At 59.7% G+C, this 22,724-nt stretch carries 22 protein-coding genes; 7 read left to right on the top strand and 15 right to left on the bottom strand.

What is annotated here, in order from left to right:
• Positions 1–77: 77 nt before the first annotated feature.
• The 14 genes from IQ26_RS10895 to IQ26_RS10830 form a co-directional block, all read right to left on the bottom strand.
• A complete protein-coding gene (locus IQ26_RS10895) occupies positions 78–1,217 on the bottom strand; it encodes a mandelate racemase/muconate lactonizing enzyme family protein (protein WP_145716703.1) in 1,140 nt (379 codons plus the stop codon).
• A 63-nt stretch (positions 1,218–1,280) separates the two neighbouring features.
• On the bottom strand, positions 1,281–2,195 hold the full coding sequence (locus IQ26_RS10890) for an SMP-30/gluconolactonase/LRE family protein (RefSeq protein WP_145716701.1): 915 nt from the start codon (positions 2,193–2,195) through the stop codon (positions 1,281–1,283).
• Positions 2,196–2,210: 15 nt separating this feature from the next.
• Complete coding sequence (locus tag IQ26_RS10885) at positions 2,211–2,669, bottom strand: RidA family protein (protein WP_145716699.1); 459 nt, start codon at positions 2,667–2,669, stop codon at positions 2,211–2,213.
• A gap of 17 nt (positions 2,670–2,686) precedes the next feature.
• Entirely contained in the window at positions 2,687–3,682 is a 996-nt protein-coding gene (locus IQ26_RS10880) for a threonine ammonia-lyase (RefSeq protein ID WP_145716697.1), read from the bottom strand.
• Between the two features lie 62 nt (positions 3,683–3,744).
• A complete protein-coding gene (locus IQ26_RS10875) occupies positions 3,745–4,392 on the bottom strand; it encodes a GntR family transcriptional regulator (protein WP_240547068.1) in 648 nt (215 codons plus the stop codon).
• Positions 4,393–4,493: 101 nt separating this feature from the next.
• Positions 4,494–5,345 (bottom strand): SDR family NAD(P)-dependent oxidoreductase, encoded by an 852-nt coding sequence (locus IQ26_RS10870; protein WP_145716693.1) that lies wholly within the window; start codon positions 5,343–5,345, stop codon positions 4,494–4,496.
• Positions 5,346–5,399: 54 nt separating this feature from the next.
• Complete coding sequence (locus tag IQ26_RS10865; RefSeq protein WP_162457927.1) at positions 5,400–6,284, bottom strand: DMT family transporter; 885 nt, start codon at positions 6,282–6,284, stop codon at positions 5,400–5,402.
• Positions 6,285–6,380: 96 nt separating this feature from the next.
• Entirely contained in the window at positions 6,381–7,343 is a 963-nt protein-coding gene (locus IQ26_RS10860; RefSeq protein WP_145716689.1) for a cyclase family protein, read from the bottom strand.
• A 21-nt stretch (positions 7,344–7,364) separates the two neighbouring features.
• Positions 7,365–8,393 (bottom strand): ABC transporter permease, encoded by a 1,029-nt coding sequence (locus IQ26_RS10855; RefSeq protein WP_145716687.1) that lies wholly within the window; start codon positions 8,391–8,393, stop codon positions 7,365–7,367.
• Between the two features lie 18 nt (positions 8,394–8,411).
• A complete protein-coding gene (locus tag IQ26_RS10850) occupies positions 8,412–9,479 on the bottom strand; it encodes a sugar ABC transporter substrate-binding protein (protein ID WP_162457926.1) in 1,068 nt (355 codons plus the stop codon).
• 17 nt (positions 9,480–9,496) lie between these two features.
• On the bottom strand, positions 9,497–10,282 hold the full coding sequence (locus IQ26_RS10845) for an ATP-binding cassette domain-containing protein (RefSeq protein ID WP_145716683.1): 786 nt from the start codon (positions 10,280–10,282) through the stop codon (positions 9,497–9,499).
• A gap of 285 nt (positions 10,283–10,567) precedes the next feature.
• Complete coding sequence (locus IQ26_RS10840; RefSeq protein WP_145716681.1) at positions 10,568–11,794, bottom strand: aspartate aminotransferase family protein; 1,227 nt, start codon at positions 11,792–11,794, stop codon at positions 10,568–10,570.
• Positions 11,795–11,874: 80 nt separating this feature from the next.
• Complete coding sequence (locus IQ26_RS10835) at positions 11,875–12,255, bottom strand: hypothetical protein (RefSeq protein WP_145716680.1); 381 nt, start codon at positions 12,253–12,255, stop codon at positions 11,875–11,877.
• Positions 12,256–12,318: 63 nt separating this feature from the next.
• Positions 12,319–13,509, bottom strand: coding sequence for an acyl-CoA dehydrogenase (locus IQ26_RS10830; RefSeq protein ID WP_145716678.1), 1,191 nt, complete (start codon positions 13,507–13,509; stop codon positions 12,319–12,321).
• 270 nt (positions 13,510–13,779) lie between these two features.
• On the opposite strand from IQ26_RS10830, the gene IQ26_RS10825 reads away from it, so the two are divergent.
• Positions 13,780–14,427 carry a class II aldolase/adducin family protein gene (locus IQ26_RS10825; RefSeq protein WP_145716676.1) on the top strand — a complete coding sequence of 216 codons (648 nt, stop codon included), beginning with the start codon at positions 13,780–13,782 and terminating at the stop codon, positions 14,425–14,427.
• Positions 14,428–14,454: 27 nt separating this feature from the next.
• Here IQ26_RS10825 and IQ26_RS10820 read toward each other — a convergent pair whose 3' ends face one another.
• A complete protein-coding gene (locus IQ26_RS10820) occupies positions 14,455–15,489 on the bottom strand; it encodes a GlxA family transcriptional regulator (protein ID WP_145716674.1) in 1,035 nt (344 codons plus the stop codon).
• 211 nt (positions 15,490–15,700) lie between these two features.
• Here IQ26_RS10820 and IQ26_RS10815 point away from each other — a divergent pair, with 211 nt between their 5' ends.
• From IQ26_RS10815 to IQ26_RS10790, 6 genes are all read left to right on the top strand, one after another.
• Complete coding sequence (locus IQ26_RS10815) at positions 15,701–17,299, top strand: ABC transporter substrate-binding protein (protein ID WP_240547060.1); 1,599 nt, start codon at positions 15,701–15,703, stop codon at positions 17,297–17,299.
• A gap of 88 nt (positions 17,300–17,387) precedes the next feature.
• Positions 17,388–18,743, top strand: a complete 1,356-nt coding sequence (locus IQ26_RS10810) for a flavin monoamine oxidase family protein (RefSeq protein WP_162457924.1) — start codon at positions 17,388–17,390, stop codon at positions 18,741–18,743.
• Between the two features lie 94 nt (positions 18,744–18,837).
• Entirely contained in the window at positions 18,838–19,851 is a 1,014-nt protein-coding gene (locus IQ26_RS10805; RefSeq protein ID WP_145716667.1) for an ABC transporter permease, read from the top strand.
• A 5-nt stretch (positions 19,852–19,856) separates the two neighbouring features.
• Complete coding sequence (locus IQ26_RS10800; RefSeq protein WP_145716665.1) at positions 19,857–20,705, top strand: ABC transporter permease; 849 nt, start codon at positions 19,857–19,859, stop codon at positions 20,703–20,705.
• A gap of 2 nt (positions 20,706–20,707) precedes the next feature.
• Entirely contained in the window at positions 20,708–21,718 is a 1,011-nt protein-coding gene (locus IQ26_RS10795) for an ABC transporter ATP-binding protein (RefSeq protein WP_240547059.1), read from the top strand.
• Positions 21,715–22,722: an ABC transporter ATP-binding protein gene (locus IQ26_RS10790; protein ID WP_145716663.1), complete on the top strand. Its 1,008-nt coding sequence runs from the start codon at positions 21,715–21,717 to the stop codon at positions 22,720–22,722. The genes IQ26_RS10795 and IQ26_RS10790 overlap by 4 nt, the downstream gene beginning before the upstream one ends.
• The last annotated feature ends 2 nt before the right edge of the window (positions 22,723–22,724 follow it).

The following is a 22,724-nucleotide window of genomic DNA, read 5'->3' as shown; positions in this document are numbered from 1 at the left end:
AGCAGTCTGTAGCAAACAGCGCCGCCGCTCCGGAAGTGCATGCCGGGCCGAGTATCGGTCCGGCATGGCTACTCAAACTATACCTGCTTCCAGGTCTGCTGCTTGAGATACGCCTCGTGTGCGCGTGCGACGCCATCCCTGTTGAGCTCGAATCCATATCCAGGCTTCTTCGAAACCGGCAGGAAGCCATTCACCGGCTTAAGGCTGGGACTTTCAACCAGATCCTCATCCAGCAACTGCCACATGATCTGGTTGGCGTCGTCGAGATTCGGAACCGTAGCGCCGATCTGATTGGCGATGCATGTGGTGATGCCGGTCTCGAATATCCCGTGGATATTGATCCTGACGTTGGCTGCCTCCGCGATTGCCGCCGCCTTGCGCCAGCGCATGGCGCCGCAGGTTTCATGGACGCCGAGAACGATGGCCTCGACGGCACGCGAGCGACACATCTCGAATACCTCTTCGGGAAGGTAGACGCTCTGGTCGGCCGACAACGGCACTCCAGCGCCGCGAAGTCTCAACAACGCGTCAGATCCACCGATGCCGGGAACCGGCTGCTCCATCATCTCGATGTCGAACACCTTGAGCCGCTCGAGCATGCGCAACGCCCTCAACGTATCCCAGGCTTCGTTTGCATCCAGACGTAGGCGGACATGAGGCGCGGCGTCACGCACCGCTTTGACGATCGCCACGTCAAGATCGTCGCTTCGTCCGACCTTCACGTAGAGGGCGGGATACCCATCCGCAGCCAACTCTGCCGCATGCGAAGCAAGCTGCTCGGGCGTGTCTCCCTGTACGAAGCCGAAATAGCCAACCTTGTCCCTGACAGCGCCGCCAAGCACGTTGCAGACAGGCTGCCCAATTCCCTTTCCGATTGCATCCCACATTGCAAGCTCCACTCCTGACATCGTCCTGGAGAAGAACCTGTACTGGCTGCCGACCCCTCGAGCCTTGAACCCCGACTGGAAGTAATCCCAGATCATCTTGTTTCCGTCGAACACCGACTTGCCGATGAAGTGCGGTATCGCATCGTGGAGGACAGCCAGCATCGGCTCGATGGTTGGCCCTACGCCGGATTCGGCGATACCTACGATTCCTTCGTCCGTCTCCACTTCGATCAGCACCACGGGCGACGAGACCGTCACGCCATCCGCCCAAAAGTAGTCCTGCTTGAACTTACAAAGCAGCGGCGTGGTACGAATGTTCCTAATCTTCACGGGATGCGTCCTTTCAGAGTTATCTTTGTATATGATATATCAATATGGAGTGCGGGCATTCCCTTAGGAGGCGTGCTGGAGCGGCAGCCCGGGCTCGTGAACTTCGAATGCAACGAGCCGGGGCTGATGTGACAGAGTCGCAAAACAAGTTCGCATGTCGGGCCCTCCGAAACAGAGGTTGGTGACAAGCGGATCGGGTAGTGCGTGAAGCGCGTAGTTGCCACCGCTTCCGCGGAATTCCAGAACCGCGCAGCTGTCCAAAGCGGCGGCGTATACGGCGCCGGATGCGCTGACGGCCAAGCCGTCGAATCGGACTCGCCCCCCGGGGCTGGCAAACAAGAACCCCCCGGCAGGCGATGGCCACTCGGCTTTGCGAAGATGGCCGGGCGCTTCCACCGGCCACATCCAGATGCGGCCAGTGTAAGTTTCCGCCACATAGAGCGTCCTGCCATCTGGCGACAGGGCGATGCCGTTTGGCGAGATCATTCCCGACACGACCTCGATGATCTCTGATCCGTCACTTTTCGCCCAATAGACGGACCCCAAATCCATGTCGCGTTGGCGACGCTTGCCCATGTCGGTGAAATAGAAGCCCCCATGCGCGTCGAACACCAGATCGTTGGGCCCGCGCAACGGTTGATCGCCGCAGCGCTCGTAGAGGCGGCGCACCTTTCCTGTCGGCAGATGCACGACATCGATGCTTCCGCATTCATATGACGCGCTTTGAAGTCCGGGACGAAGCCGACCCGATTGCACCTCAATCCAATCCATGCCCCCGTTGTTGCAAATGAAGACGGTGTCGTCTGGACCCATGGCTGCCCCGTTGGGCCCACCCGCCACGGTTGCGATGGTTTCGACCGTCCCATCGGTCTGGACGCGCTTCAGGGATTGATCGGCGATGTCGACCAGAATAATCGACCCGTCCGTCATCCAGATAGGCCCTTCGGGGTAGACAAGTTTGTCGGTGACCGTGCGCATTTCGCTACCTCGACCCTATCCGACGATCCGAACGACCGCTTCGATCTCGACCCGGATGTTCGCGGGAAGCGACCCCATGCCCACGGCTGAGCGAGCGTGTTGTCCGCGTTCGCCAAGCACCTCGACCAATAGTTTTGAACAGCCCTCCAAGACCCGCGCATGATCGCGGAAATCAGACGTAGCATTCACCATGCCGAACAGCTTCAGGAACTCGACATCGTCAAGCGAGCCTGTGATTGCGCGGGCCGACGCGAGCATGTGGAGACCGCAGAGCCTCGCCGCTTCGATCCCATCCTCGACCGAATGGCCGGCACCGATTTTGCCTTCCAGGTATGACCCGTCAGGCAGTTTTGGCACCTGGCCGGCCATGAAGACGATCTCGCCAGCGCGGCGGAAGGGCACGTATGTATATTTAGGCGCGATCACTTCCGGCAATTGGATCCCAAGTTTTTCGAGCCGTTGTTCAGCACTCATTGGCTTTCCCATCTCAGCTAAATCTTGAGTTCGGACATGTAGACCTCGCGATCCACGTTGCGGCCGCTGAGGACGACCATCACGGTGCGACCGCGCAGATTGAGCGAACCGGCCAACACCGAACCCAATGCCAGCGCACCGCTGGGTTCGGCGACCAATCCGAACTCGGAAAGCGCTGTGGACATTCCGAGCCTCGCATGGTCGTCGCTCCCCCGAACGACGCCAGCCAAACCAGAGCGATTGATTTCAAACGTCAGTTCACCCGGTTCGGGTGACAAAAGCGCATCGCAGATCGTCTTTTCGGTGGAGCGGAGCGTGATCCGTTTTCCCTGTTCGATGCTGCGCGCGGTATCGTCATGAGCCTCTGGTTCGGCGGCCCAAACCCTCGTGCCGCTCGCAATCTCCTGCAACGCAAGGACGCTGCCGGCGGCTAACCCGCCGCCGGAACATGCGACAACGAAATCATCGACTGAAAGGCCGGACGCTTCCGCCGAACGCACCCCGTGAAGCGCTACGGTCGCGGCGCCCGCGATGACATCGCGATCATCGAATGCGGGCACATAGGTGAGACCGGTGTCGTCACGCCATTCCGAAACCAGCGAAGTCCGATCGACAGTGCTCCGGTCATAATGGACGACCTCTGCGCCGAGCTTGCGCGCGCCTTCGACCTTCGCGCGTGGGGCATCCTGGGGCATCAGAATGACGACACGCTTTGCACCAGCCCTGCGTGCCGCCCATGCAACGGCAAGTCCGTGGTTGCCGGAAGAAAGAGCCAGCACTCCACGACCCAAAGCTTCGCCGTTCAGTTTACGGATCTTGTTCCACGCGCCGCGAATCTTAAAGCTGCCGGTGGGCTGGAGCGTTTCGGCCTTCACAAGCAACCTGCACCCCGTCAGATCGTCCAATGTCGGACTGTGAAACAACGCCATGTTCGAAAGCACGCCATCCAGTGCGGCTGACGCTTCCTCGATTTCAGCGAATGTAGGGCCGTTGCCTCGGTGGACCGCCTTCACGATTAGATCCCGCGACTGCAAGTTGACATGATATATCGCTCCAAACACGGTGTCATTTGGGCTCAGCGGTTGGGCTTTCCCTTACGAGCCTGATGGGTGGTCAATTTTTTCACGATCAGCGATGAACCCTTTTCCAGGCCCTGCAAGACGATCTCTCCGGCTTCACGAGAGGCGCGCCGCCGCATCGCATCTATCAACAGCAGGTGTGGATGGGCGCTGTCGTGCGGGTGGATTGCCGAGGGATATTGGTTGATGAGAAAGGGTCCGGTCAGAAGCCACAGGTTCTCGATCGTGTTCAGAAGCACCTCGTTTCCAGAAGCCGCGTAGACAGTGAAATGAAATTCGGTGTTCAGGGACAAGGCCTCCTTCCAGCGCTTCTTGTTTTCAGCACTGAGGAATTTCTCGTTGATGCGAGCGAGTTCGTTCAGCGTGGTATCCGAAATCAGCGGCGTGGCCGTCTCGGTCGCGAGCCGCTCAAGTGGCGCGCGTACCGCCTTGATCTTCAGATACCGCTCCACGGTGAGGACTGGTACACGCAACTCGTGTCCCGGCCGCAGTTCGAGCCCGCCTTCCCTGACCAGTTGCATGATCGCTTCGCGGACAGGAGTAGGCGAAGTCTCGAAGGCTGCAGCGAGATGACGGATGTTCAGTCGCTCGCCGGGCTCAAACGCACAGGTCATCAAGTTCGACCTCAGACGTTTGTAGATCATCGTCGACAAACTGTCGCGCGACAGGCCGGCATCGGGATCATCGGCATCCTCGCTGAAAGTTCGCATACCGCTCCGATCCTCGTCGCCCCGAAGCATATCGCTTATCCCTGCCCGCGGTCCGCTTCAATCCGGTCGTGCTCGGTGGCGTGCGCGTTCAGCCTCTCCTGGAGCATCTTTGCGCCGAGTTGCTCGTTTTTTTCGACCATTTCCAACAATCTGCGCGGGTTGCCAGCGATCGCCTTGACCGAGCGTCCCCTGGATTCCGGAATGCAGATTTCCACCTTCTTCGTTTTCATGGCCTTCATGAGGATCTTTGCGACATCCTCCGGCCGGGCAGGGGGCCTTGCAAATGCCACCGCCACGCCCTTCCTGGCTTCATCTTCCAGCATCCTGGTTTCCGTCGCGCCGGGATGAACGATCGTAAAGTCTATCGACGACCCTCGCTCTTCGAGCGCCAGCGCCAAATGCAGTGTGCGCAATGCGCTCTTCGATGCCGAATAGCTGGCGATCCCGGGGAGTGCGAGGAAAGCAGACATGCTGCACACGGTGATCACGTGGCCGCTCGCCTGGGCCTGGAAGCGCGGCGTCACCGCCAGGATCCCAAGCATTGGTCCGAGCACATTGACCTCGAACGTTTCCTTGTGCTTCGCCAGGGGAACGTCCTTCGTCAAACCCGGATAAACCACAGCTGCGTTGTTCACCAACACGTCCAGCCTGCCGAAGACCTCATATGTCGTATCCAGCGCGGCTTGCCAGCTTTCTGGAGAACGGATGTCGAGGCACACGTGGCGCGCGTTCGCGCCAAGTTCAGATGCCAGCGACCCGGCGCCGCTTTCGTCGATATCCGCGACCATGACGCGATGGCCACGCGCGACGGCCAGTCGTGCGAAGGCCGCGCCAATTCCCCTCGCGCCACCGGTCACCAAAACGACTCTCGAGAGTTCACCTATCATGACGCTTTCCTTGTATGATATATCGCGGCATTTCAAGCCGTCCAGTTCATTTTGCTATGGTCGCGAAGCGGGCGCGGACCTGGCGGCTCGCCCTCGAATGCTCTCTCGGAAGACCGTCAGGATGCCCGCACAGGCTATGACAAACACCCCCACGATAGCCCACAGATCGAGATGCTCGCCAAACAGGAAGAGACCAAAAGCCGTCGCCCAGGCAAGCTGCGAATAATGCATCGGCGCAATCTGGTTTGCATTGCCGCTGCGCGCTGCGGTCAAGAGCGCCAGTTGGCCAAGGCCAAAGCACACGCCGCCACACACGAGCGTCAGGAACTGGCCGAGGCTTGGCACCGTGATGCCGACCACCAACATCGCGCAAAGATTGAAGGTGAGAAGATAAACCATCAGCGTTCCGAGGACGCTGGTTTTCTTGGCCGCCCCGCCCACGCTTCTCATGATCAGGATTGAGGATCCGGTCGCGAGCCCGGCGCAAGTTGCGGCCCAGTGGCCCAGTTCGAAGGTCTGGAAACCTGGCTTGACCACGAGGAGAACGCCGACAAAGCCAGCAAATACTGCCAACCAACGCCAGATTCCCACATGTTCCTTCAGGATGAAGATGGACATGACGGTGACGAAAAATGGAGCGAGAAACAACAGCGCATAAGCATCCATCAGGGGAATGGTGGTCAGCGCATAGACCGCGCATATACTCGCAACCACGCCTGAGATTGCCCGGGCGTGAACGGCGAGCGGACGTTCAGTTCTCCAGAACTCGGTCCACTTCTCGTTCGGATGACGTGTGGCAAGCAGGATCACCGCTCCGAAAAAGGTCTCCAGGAACGCGATCTCAAATATGCTCAAGCCCGGTCCAACGAGCTTTATAGCCACGTCTGATAAGGAAAATCCGGCATACGCAAGAAGCGCCAGAGAGTGAACTTTGGTCAAAGCCGATCTTTCGAAACCGGCGCTCGGCCATGGTGATACGCGATATCCGAATGAGAGAGCGTCCGGGGTATCCTCGCAACGAAGCAACTCATCGGATTACTTCAAGGCCAAGGCGTTCGCCGGAGAGCCGACGCCACCCAATTTGTTGAGAGGCGCGGACACAAACAGACCCTCGTACCGGCCATCCTGTTCGCAATCCCTTGCCAAGGCATCCAGGGCGAACATCTCGCCGATCGCGGTGCCAAGCAAAGGGATGAGGCGGTAGTGCAAGAACCCTTCAGTCGTGGTGGTGTCGAAGGGCTGAACCTCCAACGCGGGGTTATCGCCGGCCACGGCGGAAAGGGACTTGTTCCAAATCCATCGGGCGGTCTCTTCAGAGCGAGACAGGCCGCAAGCAGCAAAATCTTCACTGTCCGCAAGCGCATTTCGGGTCTCACGATCGGCCTGTTCGTACCAGTGTACCCAGCCGAATCTCAGAAGCAGGATATCACCGGGAAGCAGCTTTGTTTCCTGGCTGCGGAGGCACGCTTCCAGGTCGTGAATGGTGATTGCGTCGGAGTCGCCAGGGCGGATCGGTCTCCCCAACGCGCGGCGGAAGCGCTCGAGGTCGGCCAGCACAAACCGTCCGGCAATTCCTCGCTCCGCCCAATGTTCGATGCCAAGACGAGACCCTTCGCGCCCGGTAATCGATGCCTCCTGATGACCTTGGTAGTATCCATGCACTGGATGTCGGATGTGGCCCAGGCTGTCCCACTGCGTCGACGATTGCGGGAAAAAATCGTCATAGATATCGTCGGCGCCGGCATGATCGAAGCAAATCGAATGCTTCAGGCGCTTGCGGCCGAAGAGTGCGGGGTCCGGCAAATCCAACGACCAGTTGAGTGAGAAAACAGCGCCCTTTGTCACAAGACTTGCTGCCCTGATGACGCAATCGGCATCGAGAAGCCCGATGCTCCCAATCTGGTCTGCCTGCCCGTAGAACGGCCAAGACGAGCCGGGCGGAGAGCGATCATCGCCCCTCAGTTCATCGTAGGAAGGTCTCGCTTGTGATGAGTGCATTGGTTGCTTCTTACTGCCAAATTAGAGATAGCGGGACCGGATCGAGTGCTTGGCGCTATCCAGGAGCATGGCAGCAATAACGAGCCCCCCTTGGATCATTTGCGTGTAGTGGGGTTGCAGCATCAGCAGATTGACCGCAGTTCTGATCGAGCTGAGCAACAGCACTCCGGCAACCACGCCCGACAGTTTGCCCTCTCCACCCTTCAGGCTGACGCCCCCGATGACCACCGCGGCGAAGGCCTCGAACAGCATGCCTATGCCCAGATTTGGCGTGGCGCCGGAGGTGCGCGTCGCAAGGAGCCAGCCGGCAAAAGCCGCAAGAACGGCGGATAGGAGGAAGGCCGCCGCCGAGACGCTTCTCACTCGAATTCCCGCTCTGAAGGGAGCGACTGGATTTCCACCCACAAGATAGACGTATCGACCAAAAGGCGTCTTGGTCAGAATGAAGGTAAAGGCGAGAAACACTGCCACTGTGACCCAGGCGAGCAGGGGTACGCCCAAGACTTTGGAAAGCGCAACTGCGCGAAGCGGCGAGGGCAGACCGAAGACCGTCTTCCCGCCGCTCAATGCGACAACCGCGCCGCGAAATAAGATGTAGCTGCCCAAGGTAGCTATGAAGGCGTTGAGTTTCAGCCGGATCACCAGAAACGCGTTGAAGCTGCCGACCGCCAGACCGACGCATAGGGCCACCAACAGGCTGCCTGGCACCACAAGCCATAGGGGTTGAGGCGTCCAGCCGAAGCCTGCCGCGCTTGAACTCACCAGGACTGCCGTAGCCATCGCCGCCAACGCCATCGTCGATTCGATCGAGAGGTCGATCTGGCCAGATATGATGGCAATCGACAGGCCTACGGAGAGGATCCCGACGAAAGCCGACTGTTCCACGATGTTCAGAAAGATTCCCGTCTGCCCGTATCCAGGAATGAACAGGCAGAATGCAAGCAAAGTTATCGCCAGAATCGCCCAGACGATATTGTCGACGAAAAGCTCCACGAGTCGGAGAGAGCCGGCTCGCGGTTCGGTTTGTCTTGTGGCGTCGGACAGCGACATGAATGCGACCCGACAAGATTATTTCGATTTGACGGCAAGTTCGGCGGCCGCCTTCGCCTTGAGATCCGGAACGATCGCATTTCCCCAATGAACCGCATCGTCGACGTTTGCCGGGTCGATGAGCTGTCCCGGAATGGTGATGGTGGGGCTCCATTTCTCGATTGTGAGTTTAGAGCCAATGCCCAGGATGTCGTAGTTTCCTTCGACCATCTTGTCGCCGTTGACCACATTTTCGAAGAATGCTGCGACGGCAAAAGCTTCCGCGTACAGCGGGGCCTCTATTGATGCTTGCTGCCAGCCGGCCTTTATCTGCGCGATCGCTCCGGGGTCACCATCGCCATCGACTATGATCAGGTCGCCGGGTTTCTTGCCCATGGCTTCCAGCACGCTGACCACGGCGCCGGCCAGATAGCCGGAATGGTAGAATATGGCATCTACGTCGCCTTGAGATGTCAGGTAGTCCTGGGCAATGTTTGCCGCGACTGTCGGCTCCCACAACTGGGCCGCTTTGCTGGTGACCTCAATGTCCGGATAGCCGGCTATCACGCTGTCGAAACCCTGCGCGAGCTGGACTGCGTAGTTGTCGCCGGGGTCACCCATGATTTGCAGGATCTTGCCGGCGTAGCTACCCTTGCGTTGCTTTATCCGCTCGGCCATGTCGCGGGCTACGGCAGCGCCGATCTCCGTGACCCCGGCAATTGACGTGAAGTCGACAGGAGTGTTCGTGATCGGCCGGTCGAACGCGATGACCTTTATCCCCGCAGCGCGTGCCTTCTCGATCCCCGGGACCAGTGCGTCAAAATCGACTGCAGCTATGATGATCGCTTTCGGAGCGAGGTTTATCACGTTGTCGATTTGATTGAGTTGCAGCTCCGCCTTGTTGCCGGCGTCGAGGACATCGAGCGTGTAGCCCAATTGCTCCAACAGCGGCTGGGATACTTTTCCGGCCTGGGTGTAGAAGAGACTTCCCGAGTCCGGAATCAAAAAATAGACCGCTCCTTTAGCCTCGGCATGAGCTCCTGTTGTGGAGTAGGCCGCGGCCGTCGCCGCAAGCAGTGCTAAGGTTTGACGTCGGTTGATATGCATGACTTTCCTCCCTGAACTCATTGTATTTGGACGGGTGGCCCGTCACCCGTGATCGCTTGCGAAACCGTCTCGTGCGTGCAGTCGCTGGTCGACTTGTCCAAGACCAGCCGGCCTTGCCGGAAGACCACGAGCCGATCCGCAATCTGGAAAGCGTGATGCAGATTGTGGGTGACGATGATTACGGCCAAGCCTTGATCCCTGACACGGCGAATGTTCTCGAGGCCACGCCTTACCTGTTCGATTCCCAGAGCCGCGAATGGCTCGTCCAGGACGACGAGTTTTCCTCCCCAATAGACGAAGCGATTGAGCTCGATTGCCTGACGCTGCCCGCCCGAAAGGTGCTCCGCGTTCTGCCGTACCGACTTCACCTTTGTGCCGCCGTCGGCCATCACCTTTTCGGTGATGCGCTGCATTTCCCTTTCCCGCAGAACCGGCACACCGAGAACGCGTTTGACCAGCTCCCGACCCATGAAGAAGTTGGCCACGACATCGACGTTCATGCAGATCGACAGATCTTGATAGACGATCTCGATTCCGAGTTCTTTCGACGCGCGCGGGGACTCGAATTCCCGTGGAATGCCTTCGAAGACCAAGCGGCCCGACGTCGGCTTTACGCTGCCTGAAATGATCTTGATGGCCGTCGATTTCCCAGCGCCGTTGTCGCCAAGGAGTGCGACGACCTCGCCAGCCGCGACGCCAAGCGAAACGTCCTGAAGCGCCGCGATGGCGCCGTAACGCATGGTGACATTTTCAAGCTGCAGAAGATCGCCGCCATGCTTCGGTTCGGTTTCTGTTGAACTCATGCGCGGCGCAACCAGTGTTCGAGTCGCTGCGTGCTTTGAGAACTCGTGAGGGCGCACGCCCGACACATTCAGTGTCTGGACAAAGACTAGGCGTGGTAGGCGGTGTCGAGATTGCAGATTGCGCAACGCAGGATGCGTTTGGCGCGAGGTCTGCTCGCGGATTTATGTGCGCGCCGTTGGCAGATACGCTTGGGAATCCGCAGCGACGTTGTCGGCGCGCTGCCATTGGGCAACCGCAACAACGCCGACTTGGTCTTGCGACTGAATGGCGATCAGGATCGCAGGTTAGGTGCTCGGATCTAGAGCCGCAAATGCGATTTCCGACGCGGCGACGGCACGGTCGATGTCCGCTTCGGTATGTGCTGCACAAAGAAACATGTTGTGCTTGGGATGGAAGTAAATCCCTTGCTCAAGCATTGCGAGACAAAATACCTCGCCTTTATGGAAGTCGGGATCATCTTCGAACATTACCAGAGGCATCTGCACCGGCCCGCTCTGGCGCAGGCGCAGGCCCGCTTTTTCGGCCTGCAAATCGAGGCCGTCACGCAATCGCGTGCCCAGCCGCTCCAGATGGGCGACCACGTCGTCGCGACGGGCGACTTTCAACGTCGCGATGCCGGCGGCCATGGCAACGGCGCCGCACCAGAAAGAACCCGTCACGAACACTTGCGCAGCGGCGCCGCGAAGCCAGTCTGCACCCGTGACCGCAGCCAGAGGATAGCCATTGGCTATCGCCTTGCTCCACCCAGAAAGATCGGGCCTCACGCCGAGGTCTTCCCAGCTTCCACCCAGGTTCAGTCTGAGGCCGGCTCTTACTTCGTCTATGACGAGGGCGGCACCTTCCCGATCGCATATCTCACGAAGCAAACGGGCGAATTCGGGGAGGGGCAGTTGCTGATCCTTGCCAAAATCGTGTTTGAAGGCTGACACCACGATGGCAGCGATGTCTCCTTTCGCGGCCTCCGCGGCCAGTCGTACACTTTCCGGATCATTGAACTCATAGGTCACAAGATTCGCGCGGTCTTCGGCCGTCACGCCAAGGACGGAGGGCGAACACCAGGGAACAGCGCCGTGATATGCGCCGCGTGCGACCAGCACTTTTTTTCGTCCGGTTGCCGCGCGTGCGATCGTAAGGCAGGTTGTCGTCGCATCCGTGCCGTTCTTCTGGAACTGTACCCAGTCCGCGGCGGGGATCATCGAGGTGAAGAGTTCCGCCAGTTCGACGAGCGCCTCACCCGGCCCGTTCAGGCAATCGCCTTCCGCGGCTTGGCTGGCGGCGGCCGCCTCGATCTCGGGGTGCCTGTAGCCGAGGTAGTTGGGGCCCCAGGCGCACATGAAGTCTATGTAGCGGCGGCCATCGACATCCCAGAGCGTCGAGCCGTCACCCCGTCTAAAGAACTGCGGATAGCCGGCAGGCAGCCGCGCGGCGTTCAGATGCCCCCACATGCCGCCCGGGATGACGCGCGCCGCGCGCTGGCGGAAAAGAGCGTCTGCAGAAGTGGTATCAGACATGGTCGACTCCCGAGATGATGTGGCTGGCGACGGCACCGGTTGCTGCAGCATGGCGATTGCGGCGCGGCAACCGGCCGGCCTCACGTTTGCGGGCGGTGTTTCGCCCAATCGGCGGGCGTGACCGCGTAATAGGCGGTGGCCGTTCCCTTGCTGCGATAGATCAACGACGTGCCCGCGGGCAGCCAGATCACGTCCCCAGGGGTCAAAGGATAGGACACGTCGTCGACCACGATCTCAAATGAGTCTTCGATGGCGTGACAGATCAGGATCTCGTCATACCACAGCGTGAAGGGTATCTCGGCGTCCTTGAAATAGACAACGCCGCTTGCAATCCTTGCTCCGGTTTCGTCACTCGTAAACTCGTTCGTGGAGGAGCCCCTTGGCGTGAACGGCTTCTTCTGGAGATCGGCCATCTTGTAAAGCGCCGGCTTTTCGGCCGTTCCATTTATCTCTTTCGACATGGTCGTCTCCTTCAAGTTAAACCGATACAAACGGGCAGCCGTTGCCCGAATGATGGGGCCGGTCTAGAAAAACGCCTGCAGTCCCGTTTGCGCACGGCCGAGGATGAGCGCGTGCACGTCGTGCGTGCCCTCGTAGGTGTTCACCGTTTCCAGGTTCTGGGCATGGCGCATCACATGGTATTCGATCTGGATGCCGTTGCCGCCGTGCATGTCGCGGGCCTGGCGGGCGATGTCGAGCGCCTTGCCGCAATTGTTGCGCTTGACGATCGAGATCATCTCGGGCGCGAACTTGCCTTCATCCATCAGCCGGCCGACGCGCAGCGAGGCCTGCAGGCCGAGCGCGATCTCGGTCTGCATGTCGGCAAGCTTCTTCTGGAAAAGCTGCGTCGCGGCGAGCGGCCTGCCGAACTGCTTGCGGTCGAGCCCGTACTGGCGCGCGCGGTGCCAGCAATCCTCCGCCGCACCCATCGCACCCCATGAGATGCCGTAACGTGCGCGGTTCAGGCAGCCGAACGGACCCTTCAGGCCCGAGACGTTCGGCAACAGAGCCTCTTCGCCGACCTCGACGCCGTCCATGACGATCTCGCCGGTGATCGAAGCGCGAAGCGAAAGCTTGCCGCCGATCTTGGGCGCAGACAGGCCCTTCATGCCTTTCTCCAGCACGAAGCCGCGAATCTGGTTTTCATGCGCAGCCGACTTGGCCCACACCACGAAGACGTCGGCGATCGGCGCGTTCGAGATCCACATCTTCGAGCCGGTCAGCCGATAGCCGTTTGCCGTCTTCTCCGCCCGCGTCTTCATGCCGCCCGGGTCTGAACCGGCATCCGGCTCGGTCAGGCCGAAGCAGCCGATCCACTCGCCGCTGGCGAGCTTCGGCAGGTATTTCTTGCGCTGCGCCTCCGAGCCATAGGCGTGGATCGGATACATCACCAGCGACGACTGCACGCTCATCATCGAGCGATAGCCCGAGTCGATGCGCTCGACTTCCCGCGCCACCAGCCCATAGGTGACGTAGTTGGCGCCGAGCCCGCCATATTCCTCGGGGATGGTGATACCGAGCAGGCCGGCATCGCCCATCTCGCGGAAGATCGCCGGGTCGGTCTTTTCCTCCAGATACGCTTCCTGCACGCGCGGCGCGAGCTTGTCGGCCGCAAAGCTCGCCGCCGCATCGCGCACCATGCGCTCGTCTTCGGCCAGTTGATCCTCAATCAGGAAAGGATCGTCCCAGACGAAACCTCGACTGTGATCCGACATCGCCATCGTACTCCAAGGCTGTGTTCCAGCGCCTTTACCAAGCCGCGTTTTCGAATTCAATCTCAGGAATTTTTTTTTCCTGTCAGAAAATATGTGCTTCCAATTCGGCTGCGGAATTCGCTAGGATCACACACGATATATCGTTGATCAAGACGTCGATATGGCAAATGTCCCACCCGGAGTTTCATCGCGAAGCTGTCAAGCGATGGTTGAGCGGTCAGGCTTGTCGGGTAACTCTACGTACGATCACGCAGCAAGATGGGCTGACATATGCATGAGATCGAGACGAGACAGGCGATCGTAGACGCGATGCAGAGGCTCGAAGCATTGGGCTTCAATCGGGGAACCGCGGGCAACGTCAGTTGTCGCATTGCCGGCGGCATGCTCGTTACCCCGACCGGCGGCAACAGCACCAATGTCGACGTCAATCAGATCGTTCATATGAGCAATGACCACCGTGTGGTCGGAAGTGGTTTTCCTTCGAGCGAATGGCATATGCATGCAGCCATTCTTGCCGCGCTCCCCTCTGTCTGCGCGGTAATCCATACCCATGCAGACGCGTGCGTCGCACTTTCCTGCCTGCGCCAGGACCTGCCTGCCTTTCACTATACGGTCGCTGCTTTCGGCGGCGACAACGTGCGGTGTTCGCGATACGCCACGTTTGGCACTATGGCTTTGGCTGCCGCGGCTGTAGAGGCGCTCGAAGGCCGCACGGCCTGCCTGCTTGCGAACCACGGCATGATTGCAGTGGGGCCGACACTCGCGGCCGCGATGAACAACACAATCCGGCTGGAGACGCTGGCGCGGCAATATCTTCTTGCCCGGCAGGCAGGGGAGCCGGCACTGTTGCCACCAGACGAAATGGCACGAATTCGCGAGCGCTATCTGACCTACGGCAAAGGTCTGCTCAAGCCTTGACCCGGGAGCCTGAGGGGCGATGTCCAGTTAATAGAGTCTGCGACCATCTGGCGTCGACGTATTCACCTGAAACGCACGTCTGTAGTGCATCGGACTTGTCTTGAAGCGGGCGCGAAACGCCCTGAAATACGTCGCGGAAGACGTGAAGCCGCTGGCGAGGCCGGTCTCGCGTATGCTCAGCGCGCTATAGATCAGCAGTTCCTTGGCGCGCTGCAGCCTGAACGTCATGTAATAGTTCTTCGGGCTGGCCTTGAGGTGCTTCCCGAAGAGGTGTTGTAGCTCCCGCTGGGAGATGCCGCATTTGTCCGCGATAGCCTGTATCGACAGGGGATCCTCGATACTCTCCTGCATCAATTTCTGTGCGCGCAGAAGAATGGGATTCGTATGCCAAGCATGCCCGTTGATGATCTGCCTCTGCAGATCCGCTTCGTTGCGAATGGCCGGGTAGACGAGATCGTTCGCGACGATGTCGCGCAGTGCTCTGCCGCAAAACCGATCCAGCATGAACAAGGCATAGTCGACCGATGCGAGTTGGCCGGCGCACGTTGACCGGTTGCGGTCGAATACGAAGAGTTGCTCGACTACCTCAGTGTCAGGGTAAAGTTCCCTGAACGAAGCCAACGTGCTCCAGTGACTGGTCGCTCTGTAGCCCTTGAGCAGCCCGGCTTCTCCGAGCAGCAGCGGGGCTGCATCCATGCCGCACAGATGGGCGCCAGCGGCGGCCTGACGCCGCAGCCAACGGAAGAGGGCGGTCTTCCCTCGATCCAGGATGCCGTATGACGAATGCAGCAGAATCAGATCGTACGTTCTGGGCATGTCCAGTGTGGCGTTGACCGGAATCATGATATCCAGATTGGTGCCGCTCGGTTGCCCGTCGATCGACACGAAATCGATGCTGAAAAGCCGCGACTTGCTCAGCCGGTTCGCCGCGCGAAATGGCTCAATCGACAGCAAGGCAGAGTGAAGCGATGCCTCAATGCACAGCACGGCAACGCTATGCTGCCCGTCAAAATCCATCAGCCTGCTTCGTTTCCGATCCATTTCGCCAATACCTGTCATCATCACCAGGCGCGCGCTAATTCTCCTTCAGGCCGTAAACACCTAAATTGCGATAAACGCAATCTCCATTGCGCAAAGCGACATATCGTCGTCGGCATTCGCTGCCACACTCGTTCGACTTGGCAGGAACAAATCTGCGCGAAGCAACTAGCGAAGCCGGGCACAAGAAATGGGAGATTTTTTCATGTTGGCTATTCGAAACGGAGATGGGTACATGGCCCGTACCCTGCGCACGCATGCACTGACACTATCCCTAGCGTGCGCGACAATGCTTGTCCCGGCCAGCTTGGTTACAGCACAGGCTCAGGACAAGCCGTTGGTCATCGCGCGCGATATGGACATAAACTCACTTGATCCGTCCCGCGGGTTTTGTGACACCTGCCAGATCGTTTTCAGTTCGACCTATGCGCGCCTCGTGAATCTCGACAAGGACAACAAGACGATTGTCCCGATGTTGGCGGAAAGTTGGGAAATCAACGCTGATCAGACCAAATTCACGTTCAAGCTTAACCCGAAGGCCAAGTTTTCTGACGGCTCTCCCGTCGAGCCGAAAGACGTGAAATGGTCGCTGGAGCGACTGAAGAACGTCAAGGGAAGCGCATCATACCTCGTGGATCCCGTCAAATCGATCGAGACGCCAGACGCGCAGACGGTGGTCATCGATCTCACCGAGTCCAATTCCGAATTCCTGAGCGTCCTGACAGCTCCATTCCTCGCCATCATCAACTCCGACGTCGTGGCAGAGAATGGCGGTGATGCCGGTACAGACGCGGCCACCAAGGACACTGCCGAACAGTGGCTGCTCGCCAATTCCGCAGGCGCCGGACCGTTCGTCCTGTCCTCCTACAGCCCGAACCAGGAAGTGCGTTTGAAGCGCAACGACAATTACTGGGGAGAAGCTCCAGCTGTGTCGGAGATCATTATGCAGCAGTCCAAAGGCGGCGTCAGCCAGCTGCAGCTCCTCGAGGGCGGGACCGCCGACATCGCGATGCAGGTCGATCCCACGACGGCCAAAAGCATCACCAATGCCGACATCGTGGTCGATACCCAGCCCTCGCTCAACATGGTCTATGTAGCACTCGCACCGGGCGCCAAAGGTCTTCCAAATCCAATGGGGAGCAAGGTTCGCGAAGCCATCGCTCATGCGATTGACTATGACGGAATCATCGACCTTACGGTTGACGGCAAGGGGCGGCGTCTAGCCACTCCCATCCCGGAAGGCTTTCCCGGCACCGGCGGCGCGGAGCCGATTAGCTACGATGTCGAGAAGGCCAAGGCGCTGATGGCCGAGGCGGGAGCCGCCGACGGCTTCACCATCGATGCGATGTATCCGAACGTCAATCAATATGGCGTCGACTACACGCTCATGATGCAGAAGATCCAGCAAGACCTCGCCGAAATCAAGATCGAGCTCAACCTTGAGCCGGTCGAATTCTCGGTATGGCGTGAGCGCGTCAATGGCGATGGAATTCCGCTTACAGCGGTCTATTTCGCGCCGGACTTTTTCGGCACATCCCAGTACATCCAGTACTTCGCCATGATGGACGGCACCGTTTGGTACAAGCGGGCCGGCGCAGCAAACGACCCTGAGCTTGCGCGGCCCGAAGTCGCCGGGCTTCTCAAGAAAGCTCTGTCGACCGGCGGCGCGGAAAGTGACGGCTACTTCCGGGAGCTGGCGAAGGGCATTGCCGAGGATCACATCATCCTGCCGATCCTCAGCCCGGACAATGTCTTCGTCTACCGGAAGGGTCTCGAGGGTCTGCGTTTCAGCGCCTGCTGCAACATGGTCTTGTCGGACATTTCCTGGAAATAGACGGACCAAACTACCGCCGACAAGCGGTTGAATGCCGGAGAGGGGCTCTCCGGCATTCCCTGAGTGCGTGCTCAAAGAGGCTCCCATCATGCATAAGAACAAAGATCGTGACGTTGTGGTTGTTGGCGCCGGGCTGTCGGGCCTCTACGCCGCCCTTCTCCTCAAGGAAGCCGGTCTGTCGGTGGCGGTCTTTGAAGCACGCAACCGCGTCGGCGGTCTCACATTTTCACCCAACAGCGCAGCTTACGGCGGTCGTGTGGATCTCGGTGGGCAATGGGTCTCCCCGAAACAAAGGCGCATCAACGCGCTGATCGATCGCTATTCGGCTCCGTTGGTTAAGCAATTCGTGACAGGTCAACGCGTCTGCCTGCACGGAAAGGATACCTTCGTCGGCGCCATGGGGACGGTACCGGGACTCAATGACGAGGAGCAGGCTGACTACAAGAACGCCTACGGTCTTCTCTATGAAGCCATGGATCGGATTGCTCCAAACCCATGGGAAAGTGACGACGCAGCGAAGCTGGATTCGATGACCTATGCGACGTGGGTCAACACCATCTGTCAGCCAGGCCGTGTCCACGGCGCCATGACACGCATCCCAGGCGCCTACTATGGGGCGCTTGCCGAGGAAATTTCGGCGCTTGAGCTTCTTCAGAAACTGAAATCCTGCGGTGGACCGGTCTTCATGTCGGACACCGATACCGGCGGGCAATCGGCTCACATGATGGGATCGCAGATCGTATCTGAGGGGATGGCGCGCGACCTCGGAGACGATATCGTTCTCTCGGCCCCGGCCAGGGCCGTCGATTGGAGCAACGGCGAAGCCACGGTATTTACGGACGCCGGTGCATGGCGTTCGCGCAATGTCGTCTTCGCCACGTCCCCAACGATGATCAGCCAGATACGCTTTACGCCTCATCTGCCTTCGAAACGCAGGCTGCTTCACCAGCGGTTCCCCAACGGGCGCAACACCAAGGCCGTCATCGTCTATGAAAGGCCGTTCTGGCGGGATCGCAACCTCAACGGCAACGTCATTGCGACCGACGGCTCGCTCACTGCAGCGTATGATCTGGGCGACGAGCAGGCGGGCAAGGGGATCCTGATTACCTTGTTCACGGGTGTTGCCGCGTATCGCGTGGACAACCTCGCTCCGGACAGGCGGAAGGCGCGCGTCCTCGAATTGTTGACGCAAGCGCTCGGCGCGGAAGCACAGAATCCGATCGAATACATGGACCAGGTCTGGGCCGATGAGGAATGGTCGGGCGGAGCGTCGAGCCCCTTCCTGGTCCCTGGCGCGCTCACCACAATAGGTGGAGAACTGCGTGAGCCGGTTGGACCGCTTCATTGGGCGGGGACGCACATGTCGCGAGAATACAGGGGCTATATGGAGGGCGCGCTTGCCGCGGGCGAGGCAGCGGCAACGAGGATCGCCGCGGGGCATTGAAGACGGCGTGACTGGACGCCACCCGCAACTAGGCAGAGACTGGAAACACACGAGGCAGTGCCATGCAGCAATGCCCTTTTCCTCGGGATTGTAGATGCTGACGTACATAATTCGCCGCCTGCTGGCGATGCCGTTTCTTCTTCTGGGGGTCGCGTCGCTCGCGTTTTGTCTTTCCCATCTAACCCAAGCTGATCCGCTTGCGGCCTTGGTCAGCGAACGGCAGATGAACAATCCGGAAGTGATTGCCGCGGCGAAGGAGCGTTGGGGTCTCGACAAGAGCCTCCCGGAGCAGTTCGTGATCTATGTGACGAACCTCGTCTCCGGCGACCTCGGGGTGTCGTTTCGGACGCGTCGGCCCGTTCTGACCGATATCTCCGAGCGGCTTCCGGCCACCCTTGAACTGGTTATTGCCGCGATGATCGTCGGTACATCGAGCGGTATCTTGCTGGGCATCGTGGCGGCCCGTTTCCGCGACAAACCCATCGACTATCTGGCGCGTTTTTTCGCGTTGTTCGGTTCTACAATTCCCGTCTTTTGGTCCGGGCTGCTTCTTTTGTACATATTGTCGGTGCAATTCTCTCTGATACCCGGCCCAGGGCGTTTCGACCCGCGGGGACAGCCGCCGCCCTTCGTCACCGGAATGTACACGGTCGATGCACTGATTGCGGGAGACTTCAGGGGGTTTCTGACCGCGCTGCACTATCTTGTGCTTCCTGCTTTCGTGCTCGGATGGTCGGTGACCGGGATCCTCGCGCGCTTGGTTCGCGCCAGCATGCTCGACGTTCTAGGGCAGGACTATATCCTGGCCGCACGCGCGAAGGGCGCGGGCGAAAGGCGAACGCTTTTCAGGCATGCGCTGCCTAACGCGATGATACCGACACTGACGATCATCGGTTACTCCTTCGCCTACCTCATCACCGGCGCAGTCCTGACCGAGTCAGTCTTCGCGTGGCCTGGTATCGGCTCTTACGCCGTCGATTCAGCGCGAACTCTCGACTACCCCGCGATCATCGGCGTTTCCCTGGTAGGGGCTAGCGCCTTCCTTCTGTCCAACTTGGTGACCGACGTGACCTATGCGTTCGCCAATCCGCGAATAAAGCTGAGTTGACGGACATGGCTTCCGCATCCGCACTCTCTGCACATGCACCCGCCCGGTCTTTCCGTCTGGCGCGGCCGGCCCTTGTTGTTGGCATAGGCATACTGATCTTCTGGGTCGTTGTGGCTTTGACCGTCGAGTTCTGGGCACCCTACGAGCCACTGAAGATAGTTAGCCGAAAGCTGCAGCCCCCGTCATTCTCGCATTGGCTTGGTACCGACGCTCTCGGCCGCGACGTACTGATCCGGACGTTTTACGGCGCGCAGTATTCGCTGACGATCGCCGTCATTGTCGTCGCCGCCTCGGTGACTATCGGTTCGGTCGTCGGAGCGCTCTCCGGCTTCTTCGGGGGATGGCCAGACTCCATTCTGATGCGACTTGTCGACATAACGCTGTCCTTTCCACCCGTCCTGCTGGCAATGTCGATTGCCGCATCACTCGGACCCGGTGTCCAGAATACGGCGATCGCGATCGTGGTGGTCTGGTGGCCTGTCTATGCTCGATTGATGCGAGGGCAGGTACTGGATGTGCTGTCGCGAGATCACATCGAGGCTGCGGTTGCGGGAGGAGCATCGCGGACCAGATTGCTGCTGAAGCACATCCTGCCGCTCTCGTGGACTCCCACGATAATAAGCGCCACGATGGACTTCGGCCAGGTGGTGCTGCTTGCAGCGTCGCTAAGCTTCATCGGCCTGGGCGCGAAGCCGCCTACTCCGGAATGGGGCTCCATGATCTCCGAGGGCGCGGCTCATTTCTATTCCTGGTGGATTGCCTTCGGTCCTGGCCTGGCAATCCTCTCCATCGGCCTGGGCTGCAACTTCATCGGCGACACCCTTCGCGACATGCTGGATCCGAAAGATGAATAGCCGTGACCTCCGATAAGCCCCTTCTCGAAGTCGTGGATCTGCGCGTTTCCCTCAATCGCGGTGTCGATGTCGTTCGAGGCGTGAGCTTCAACGTGCATGCGAAGAAGGTCGTCAGTATCGTGGGCGAATCCGGCTCGGGAAAATCGATGACAGTGCGTGCCGTCATGGGGTTGCCGCCGCCTCTGGCCTCCCTGTCGGGTTCGATCAAATTGAACGGCGAAGAACTTGTCGGCGCTTCGGAGCGTCGGCTGAGGCGATTGCGCGGTTCGAAGATCGGCATGATCTTCCAGGATCCGATGACCGCCTTGAACCCGGTCATACGGGTGGGTGATCTGATCGCCGAAGCGGTCAGGCTGCACAATCCCCGCATGTCAGCCAAGCAGGCCATGCAGCGTGCGATCGAATTGCTTGAGACAGTCGCCGTGCCACAGCCTGATGTACGCGTCCGGCAGTATTCCCACGAATTCTCTGGCGGCATGCGTCAGCGCGTCATGATTGCAATGGCGATCGCCAATAACCCGGACGTGCTCATCGCCGACGAGCCGACGACCGCTCTGGACGTCACCGTTCAGGCGCAGATCATCGAGGTTCTGAGCAACTTGCGGCAAATGTTTCCGGTCGGGCTTGTCCTGATCACTCACGACCTTGGCATCGTGGCCGGCGTGGCCGACACGGTCGTGGTCATGTACGCCGGAAAAGTCGTCGAAACGGGGCCGGTGCGCGCGATATTCCGTGGTTCGCGTCACCCGTATACACGCGGCCTGCTTTCCTGCCTGCCCAGCATCGAGCAGAAGGCTGGCAAACTGGTTCCGATCCCAGGCAATCCGCCGTCGCTATCGGCGCGACCGAGCGGTTGCCCATTCCGCCCGCGCTGCCCGATGGCGCGCGACATCTGCTCTACCGAGGAACCGGAGTTGCGGACGGTCGACGACATCGAGACGGCCTGTCACTTCGCTGAAGAATTGCGCACGTTCGACACGTCGGCTTTCCAGACGACCGCGGGGTCCGCATGACGTTCGCGACGACAGCCCCGCAGCACCAAGGCACCCCGATCCTTTCGGTCAGGGATCTCAAGAAGTCGTTCGACATCAAGGGCGGGCTTCTGGGGACGAAGACGACGGCAAGCGTTCACGCCGTTTCCGGCGTCTCGTTCGATCTTTTTCGTGGCGAGACATTCGGTCTCGTCGGTGAATCCGGTTGCGGCAAATCCACACTTGGAAGATGCATCCTGCGCCTCATCGAACCGACCTCGGGCGAAGTTCTGTTCTCCGACACGAGCATCACACAGCTCTCCTCAGCGGAGATGCGCCAGTTCCGGCGTCATCTGCAGATTGTGTTCCAGGACCCCCTGGCGTCGCTTCATCCGCGCATGACTGTGAAGGCGATCATCGCCGAACCGCTGAGGCTCGTCGGCGTCACTGGCGACCCGGCGCTGAAACGGGCGTCCGAACTGCTGGAGTTGGTGCGCCTTTCGCCCGAACATGGCGATCGCTATCCTCACGAACTGTCCGGGGGGCAGAGGCAGCGCGTTGGCATTGCGCGCGCCCTGGCGCTCGATCCAGCCGTGCTGGTGCTGGACGAACCGGTTTCCGCGCTCGACGTCTCGATCCAGGCGGGCGTTCTCAACTTGCTGGAAGAACTTCAGGAACGGCTGGGCATATCGTATGTCTTCATCGCGCATGACCTTGCCGTTGTGCGGCATGTCTCGGACCGCGTCGGGGTGATGTACCTCGGCCGGATCGTGGAAATGGGAGATGCCTCTCAGATCTACGAGCATCCCGCACACCCCTATACGAAAGCACTGCTGTCGGCGGTCCCGGTGCCGGATCCAGACAGGGAGCGCCAGCGCCAGCGCATTACGCTTACGGGCGACGTTCCGAGCCCGATGAATATGCCTTCAGGCTGTCCTTTCCGCACCCGCTGCTGGAAGGCTCAGGACATCTGCAAGGACGTCAGGCCAGAGCTGGAAGAGCGGTCGCCGGGGCATTCGGCCGCGTGCCATTTCCCCGAGGCGTGATG

Source organism: Mesorhizobium tianshanense (assembly GCF_007830515.1).
Taxonomy (GTDB): domain Bacteria; phylum Pseudomonadota; class Alphaproteobacteria; order Rhizobiales; family Rhizobiaceae; genus Mesorhizobium; species Mesorhizobium tianshanense.
The sequence above is the reverse complement of the archived record's forward strand: the minus strand, read 5'-3'. Positions and strand labels throughout refer to the sequence as shown.